The sequence below is a fragment of the Mycolicibacter sinensis genome (assembly GCF_001667945.1).
Classification (GTDB): Bacteria; Actinomycetota; Actinomycetes; order Mycobacteriales; family Mycobacteriaceae; genus Mycobacterium; species Mycobacterium sinense_B.
The window spans coordinates 49553-56761 of sequence record NZ_LZJK01000027.1 but is presented as its reverse complement, the minus strand read 5'-3'; the positions used below and the strand labels follow the sequence as shown (position 1 = coordinate 56761).

The following is a 7209-nucleotide window of genomic DNA, read 5'->3' as shown; positions in this document are numbered from 1 at the left end:
CAGGCCGCGGCCTCGTCGAGGGAGAACGAACGGCGGCGGCTCGCACTGGTCTGTTCCGGAATCTCCACCACCTCCTCGAGCTCGTCAGCCTGCCGACCGACCGGCTCGAGGTCCATGTGCCTCAGCGTAGGTGGCGCTCGCGGCCACCGGCAACGGCAGAGGCACGTGGCGCACGCCACGGTCGGCGATCCTGCCGCGACGCGCCCGCGATGTTGTAGACAACACGTGTTGTCACAATTATGGTTGTGTCAGGTTCGCCAGACAGGAGACGTGATGACCGTTACACCGACCACGTCCGCCGAGCGGGCAGCAGAGCCCGCCGAGCAGAGTGCCCCGTTGCAAGCCCCGCCCAAACCCGCAGCGGCTGTCGAACCGTTGAACTCAGAATCGCTGACCTGGAAGTACTTCGGCGACATCCGCACCGGCGTGATGGGCATGTGGATCGGCACCATCGAGAACATGTATCCCGGCCTGGGCGCCGGTGTGCAGGAGCACTCCAGCCTGTGGCGTGAGCCGCTGCAGCGGGTCACCCGGTCGGTGTATCCGATCATGGGCGTGGTCTACGACGGGGCCCGCGCCCAACAGACCGGCGCCTCGATCCGCGACTGGCACCGCGACATCAAAGGAACCGACGAGCAGGGCCGGCGCTATCACGCGCTGGACCCCGACACCTTCTATTGGGCGCACGCCACGTTCTTCATGCTGATCATCAAGCTGGCCGAGTACTTCTGCGGCGGGCTGACCGAAGCCGAAAAGCACCAGCTCTTCGACGAACACGTGCAGTGGTACCGGATGTACGGCATGAGCATGCGCCCGGTGCCGAAGTCCTGGGAAGAATTCTTGGAGTACTGGGACCGGGTCTGCGAGGAAGAGCTGGAGATGACGCCGGCCGCGCAAGGCATCTTGGACATGCGTATCCCCAAGCCGTGGTTCGTCATGATGCCGACCCCGGTGTGGGATCAGCTGTTCAAGCCGATGCTGGCCACCCAGCGCTGGATTGCCGCGGGACTCTTCGAGCCGGTGGTCCGGGAGAAGGCCGGCCTGCGCTGGTCCGAGGGTGACGAGGTGCTGTTCCGGTTGATCGGCAAGTTCAGTCAGATAGCGTTCAGCTTCGTGCCCGAGGAGATCCGGCTGCACCCGCGCGCACTGGCCGGCTATCGCCGTGAACAGGGCAAGATTCCCGCCGATGCACCGCTGGAAGAAGCGCCGTGGCGCACCGCACCGCCCAGGGACCGTCGCGCCAGCGGGATGCACTACGTCCCGCCGCGGCGGTTGAGCCTGATCGAGCGCGCCGGCTCGTTGGTGCACAGCACCTTCTCGCTGGCCGGGGTGCGCCCGCCGCGGCCACGACCACGGCCGAAGGCCGCCTAGGCGCGGGCGGCGTGGCGCTGCGCCCGCGCACTCTGGTACAAGCAGATCGCAGCTGCCGCAGCCACATTCAAGCTCTCCGCGCCACCGGACATCGGGATTCGCACCCGATGATCGGCGGCGGCTGCGGCGGCGGCCGGCAAACCCTGGGCTTCCGGTCCGAACAGCCAGGCGGTGGGCGCGGCCAGCACCGGGTCGGCGTCGTCGAGGCACAGCTCGCCGTCCAGTGCCGTCGCCAGCACCTGTAGCCCCGCCTGCTCAAGCGCGGCCAGCACGGCATCGGTGTCGGCCGCGACCACCACCGGGACGTTGAAGATGCTGCCCGCCGAGGAACGCAGGCACTTGCCGTTGTAGGGATCGACGCTGTTGCCGGTCAACACCACCAACCCGGTCCCGGTGGCGTCGGCGATGCGGATCAGGGTGCCGGCGTTACCCGGCTCGCCGATACCGACCGCCACCGCCACCAGCTGCGGCGGGCCCGCCAGCACGGCGTGCAGGTCCGGCTGCGGAAGCGTACACACCGCGACCAGCCCGGCCGGAGTGACGGTGTCCGACAAGACTTTTGCCGCCCGATCGGTGACCAGGTGGACACGGGCGGGTGCGGTGGCCAGCAGTTCGCCGTGGCGCTGGGCCGCCGCTTCGGTGGCGAAGACTTCAATGAGCAGGCCGCGACGGATCGCGGCCTCGATCAGATTGGGCCCCTCCGCCAGGAAGCGCTGTTCGCGCTTCCTGGCGGCATGCCGGTGCAGCTTGACCGCCGCGACCACCCGGGCCGAGCGTTCGGTCAGCATCCCAGAAAGACCCAGCAGGGTCAGGCGGCCTCGCCGGAGGGCGCGTTGACATCCTCGGGCAGCGCCGCCTTGGCGACCTCGACCAGCGCGGTGAACGCGGCCGCGTCGCTGACGGCGATCTCGGCGAGGTTCTTGCGGTCCACCTCGACACCAGCGGCCTTGAGGCCCTGGATCAGTCGGTTGTAGGTGACGCCGTTGGCGCGGGCCGCCGCGTTGATCCGGGTGATCCACAGCTTGCGGAAGTCGCCCTTGCGGGCGCGACGGTCACGGTAGGCGTAGGTCAGCGAGTGCAGCTGCTGCTCTTTGGCCTTGCGGTACAGGCGCGACCGCTGGCCGCGGTAGCCTTTCGAGGCCTTCAGGATGGTGCGCCGCTTCTTCTGGGCGTTGACTGCCCGCTTCACGCGTGCCATTGGGTGTTCCTACTCTCGTTGGGACGTAAGGGATGTGCGTTGCCTGGAGCGGCTGTCAGCCGTTGAGCATCGCATTGACGCGCTTGGTGTCGCTGGCAGCCACATCGGTGCGCCCGGCCAGCCGGCGGGTGCGGGTGCTCGGCTTGTGCTCAAGCAGGTGGCGACGGTTGGCCTTCTGCCGCACGATCTTGCCGGTGCCGGTGCGACGGAACCGCTTTGAAGCGCCACTGTGGGTTTTCGCCTTGGGCATGTTTCCTCAGTTCTGGTGTCGGGATCAGTTGTCGGGTTTGGGCTCGGCCGCGTCCGCCGGGGTCTCCGGGGTGGGTGCGGGCGGAACCGCGCCGGCGCCGGCCTGCTCGGCCGCCTTGGCCCGGGTTTTCGCGCCGCGGTGCGGTGCCAGCACCATCGTCATGTTGCGCCCGTCCTGCTTGGCGGAGGTCTCGACGAAGCCGTATTCGGCGACGTCGGCGCCCAGCCGCTGCAGCAGGCGGTAGCCCAGCTCCGGCCGGGACTGCTCGCGTCCGCGGAACATGATCGTCACCTTGACCTTGGCCCCGGCTTCGAGGAAGCGGACCACATGGCCCTTCTTCGTCGCGTAGTCGTGGTCGTCGATCTTGGGGCGCAGCTTCTGTTCCTTGACGACGGTCTGCTGCTGGTTCTTGCGAGACTCGCGCTCCTTCTGGGCCGCCTCGTACTTGTACTTGCCGTAGTCCATGATCTTGCAAACCGGCGGTTTGGCGGTCGGGGCTACTTCGACAAGGTCGAGATCGGCATCCGCGGCGACGCGAAGCGCATCTTCGATGCGCACGATGCCTACCTGCTCCCCTCCCGGGCCGATCAAACGGACCTCAGGTACGCGAATGCGCTCGTTGACGCGGATCTCAGTGCTGATGGGACCTCCCTGGGTAGTCTTTCGGTCGCGCCGGCCGCCGTGGTCGTCCGGACGCAGCGGCGGAAGAAACCACCCACCAGCAAAAAGGCCCTGCACGAAGCAGGGCCCGATACCGACCGATCGCGACCCGATGCCATCGGGCCACCTGCGCGGGTGCGCAGAGCAGGCGGTTCGCACCGCCTGCGACCGGACCACTGCGCCTGACGGATCGCTCCTCGGCGAGTGGTGGGAGGGAACTCCACTTGCAGTCCTGGCGTACGCCGGGACGGTCGCGGCACACAGTCTAGCAGCAGTTGCGCATTCCACTAGCCCAGCCGTTGCACCCAAGGCCGGGCCTCACACTATTTTCCAGGTTTGACTGCTTATTCTCGCGGGCTATGACGCTGACTGGGCCATCCAAGCCGGGCTTGCGCCGGCGTTCTTCCTCGCGGTTCCACTGGGTTCCGGCGGCCGCCGCTTGGGCCGTGGGCACCGCCGCCACCTTGTCGCTGGTGGCGAGCATGTCCCCGGTGATCCGCTGGGTCATCCGGGTGCCCCGCGAGTTCGTCGACAAGTACCTGTTCAACTTCCCCGACACCAGCCTGGCCTGGGCGTTCGTGCTGGGCCTGTTGGCCGCAGCGCTCAGTGCCCGCAAACGCATCGCCTGGTGGCTGCTGATCGCCAACCTGCTGGTCGCCGGGGGCTGGAATCTCAGCCGGCTGGTGTCGGGCGGCAGCGACCGGCTGCAGGTCGTCAGCGGCGTTGCCGGTCTGGCCCTGCACGCCGCCGCTTTAGTGGTGCTGGTGCTGGCCCGCGGTGAGTTCTGGGCCAAAGTCCGCCGCGGCGCCCTGCTCAAGTCCGCCGCCACCCTGGCGGCCGGCTGGACGGTGGCCATCCTGCTGTGCTGGGGGCTCATCGAGGTGTTCCCCGGAACCGTCGAGCGGCCCTGGCGGCTGCCGTATGTGGTGAACCGGGTGGTCGGCTTCGCCCTGCTGGAACCGGACTTCTTCCCCGGCAAGCCCGATTTCGGGCTCAAGGCGCTGTGCGGGCTGCTCGGGGCGCTGGCCCTGATCATCGCGGCCATCGTGCTGTTCCTGTCCCAACGCGCCGACAACGCGCTGACCGGCCAGGACGAGTCGGCGATCCGCGGGCTGCTCGAGCAGTTCGGCCAGAACGATTCGCTGGGCTACTTCGCCACCCGCCGCGACAAGTCGGTGGTGTTCGCCCCCAACGGCCGCGCCGCCATTACCTACCGGGTCGAGGTGGGGGTCTGCCTGGCCAGCGGCGACCCGGTCGGCGACCCGCGGGCCTGGCCGCAGGCCATCGCCGCCTGGCTGCACATCTGTCAGGAATACGGCTGGGCGCCCGGCGTCATGGGCGCCAGTTTCGCCGGCGCCCAGGCCTTCCGGGACGCCGGCCTGAGCGCCCTGGAGCTCGGCGACGAGGCGATCCTGCGGACCGCGGAGTTCAAGCTGTCCGGACCGGATATGCGCGGGGTGCGTCAGGCGGTGACCCGGGCCCGCCGGTCCGGGCTGACGGTCCGGATGCGCCGGCACGGGGACATCGGCGCCGAGGAGATGGCCCGGGTGATCGAACGCGCCGACGCCTGGCGCGACACCGAATCCGAGCGCGGCTTCTCGATGGCGCTGGGCCGCCTCGGCGACCCCGCCGATGCCGACTGCCTGCTGGTCGAGGCGGTGCGCGGCGACCCTCGACCCGGCCCACAAAGCGGCGAAGTGGTGGCGATGCTGTCACTGGTGCCGTGGGGGCGCAGCGGGGTCTCGCTGGATCTGATGCGCCGCTCACCGCATTCCCCCAACGGCACCATCGAGTTGATGGTCAGCGAGCTGGCACTGCAGGCCAATACCATCGGCGTGAGCCGCATCTCGTTGAACTTCGCGATGTTCCGGGCGGCATTCGAACAGGGCGCCCAGCTGGGTGCCGGCCCGGTGCTGCGGGCGTGGCGTCGGCTGCTGATGTTCTTCTCCCGCTGGTGGCAATTGGAGACGCTGTACCGCTCGAACATGAAGTACCAGCCGCAGTGGGTGCCGCGGTACGCCTGCTACGAGGACGCCCGGCTGATCCCCCGGGTCGGTGTCGCGTCGGTGATCGCCGAGGGCTTTCTGGTGCTGCCGTTCTCCCGGCGCAACGAACAGCACACCGGACACCACTCCTCGGTACCGGCGGCGGTGGCCGCCAGCGGGCGGCTGCACGCCGACGGCACCGCCCCCGACGCCGAGACCACCGGGACCGCCGCGGTGCCCGAACCCGCCGCGGCGCTCCCCCGGCTTCCCGAACAGGTTCGGGTCCGGATGGCCAAGCTGAAATCGTTGCAGGACAACGGTGTTGACGCCTATCCGGTGGGCTCCCCGCCCAGTCACACCGTCGCGCAGGCGTTGCAGAGCGGCGCCGACGAAACCGTCTCGGTGGCCGGGCGGGTGCTGCGGATGCGCGACTACGGCGGCGTGCTGTTCGCCGAGTTACGCGACTGGTCGGGTGAAGTGCAGTTGCTGCTGGACAACGCGGTGCTGGCCGAGGCCGGCCAGGCCCGCGCCGCGGACTTCAGCGCCGGCGTCGATCTGGGCGACCTGATCGAGGCGACCGGCCGGATGGGCAACAGCCGCAACGGGACCCCGTCGCTGCTGGTGCGGCACTGGCGGCTGGTGGGCAAGTGCCTGCGTCCGCTGCCCGACAAGTGGAAGGGGCTGACCGATCCCGAGGCCCGGGTGCGGTCCCGCTATGTGGATCTGGCGATCAACACGCGAGCGCGCGAGCTCATCGCGGCCCGCAGCAAGGTGCTGCACTCGCTGCGGAACACCTTGTTCGCCAAGGGATTCCTGGAGGTCGAGACCCCGATTCTGCAGCAGCTGCACGGCGGGGCCAACGCGCGGCCGTTCGTCACCCACATCAACGCCTACGACCTCGACCTGTACCTGCGGATCGCCCCCGAGCTCTACCTCAAGCGGCTGTGCGTCGGCGGCGTGGAGCGGGTCTTCGAGCTGGGGCGGGCGTTTCGTAACGAAGGCGTCGACTTCAGCCACAACCCGGAGTTCACCCTGCTGGAGGCCTACCAGGCTCACGCCGACTACCTCACCTGGATCGACGGGGCCCGCGAGCTGATCCAGAACGCCGCGGTGGCGGCCAACGGCGCACCGGTGGTGATGCGGCCCGGCGCCGACGGCCGGCTGGACGCCGTGGACATCTCCGGGCAGTGGCCGGTGCGCACCGTGCACGACGCGGTCTCGGAGGCTCTCGGAGAGCAGATCGACGCCGACACCGATCTGGGCTCCTTGCGCCGGTTGTGCGACCGCGCGGGCGTGCACTTCCTGCGACAGTGGGATGCCGGCGCAGTGGTGCTCGAACTCTACGAGCAGCTGGTGGAGGCCCGCACCGAGCGGCCCACGTTCTACACCGACTTCCCCACCTCGGTGTCGCCGCTAACCCGGCCGCACCGCTGCAAGCCCGGGGTGGCCGAGCGCTGGGACCTGGTGGCCTGGGGAGTCGAGCTGGGCACCGCCTACAGCGAGCTCACCGACCCGGTGGAACAGCGCCGCCGACTGCACCAGCAGTCGCTGCTGGCCGCCGGCGGCGACGTCGAGGCGATGGAGCTCGACGAGGACTTCCTGCAGGCCATGGAGTATGCGATGGCCCCGACCGGCGGCCTGGGCATGGGCGTCGACCGGGTCGTCATGCTCATCACCGGCCACAGCATTCGCGACACGCTGCCGTTCCCGCTGGCCAAACCGCGCTGAGCGGGCGCACGGTCCAT

6 protein-coding genes are annotated in these 7209 nt (G+C 69.2%); 2 read left to right on the top strand and 4 right to left on the bottom strand.

The window, feature by feature from the left end; translation table 11 throughout:
• Positions 1-273 precede the first annotated feature (273 nt).
• Entirely contained in the window at positions 274-1371 is a 1098-nt protein-coding gene (locus A5694_RS02655; protein ID WP_109535571.1) for an oxygenase MpaB family protein, read from the top strand.
• Here the strand turns inward: A5694_RS02655 and A5694_RS02650 are convergent.
• From A5694_RS02650 to infC, 4 genes are read right to left on the bottom strand one after another with little or no spacing between them, the layout of a single operon-like run.
• Positions 1368-2159, bottom strand: a complete 792-nt coding sequence (locus A5694_RS02650; RefSeq protein WP_064920296.1) for a TrmH family RNA methyltransferase — start codon at positions 2157-2159, stop codon at positions 1368-1370. The two genes, A5694_RS02655 and A5694_RS02650, sit on opposite strands and share 4 nt — an antisense overlap.
• A gap of 20 nt (positions 2160-2179) precedes the next feature.
• On the bottom strand, positions 2180-2569 hold the full coding sequence (rplT, locus tag A5694_RS02645; RefSeq protein WP_013828758.1) for a 50S ribosomal protein L20: 390 nt from the start codon (positions 2567-2569) through the stop codon (positions 2180-2182).
• Positions 2570-2624: 55 nt separating this feature from the next.
• Entirely contained in the window at positions 2625-2819 is a 195-nt protein-coding gene (gene rpmI, locus A5694_RS02640) for a 50S ribosomal protein L35 (RefSeq protein ID WP_064920295.1), read from the bottom strand.
• Between the two features lie 24 nt (positions 2820-2843).
• Positions 2844-3518, bottom strand: a complete 675-nt coding sequence (infC, locus tag A5694_RS02635) for a translation initiation factor IF-3 (RefSeq protein ID WP_082952474.1) — start codon at positions 3516-3518, stop codon at positions 2844-2846.
• Positions 3519-3838: 320 nt separating this feature from the next.
• Between infC and lysX the strand changes: the two genes are divergently transcribed.
• A complete protein-coding gene (lysX, locus tag A5694_RS02630; protein ID WP_064920293.1) occupies positions 3839-7192 on the top strand; it encodes a bifunctional lysylphosphatidylglycerol synthetase/lysine--tRNA ligase LysX in 3354 nt (1117 codons plus the stop codon).
• Positions 7193-7209 lie beyond the last annotated feature (17 nt).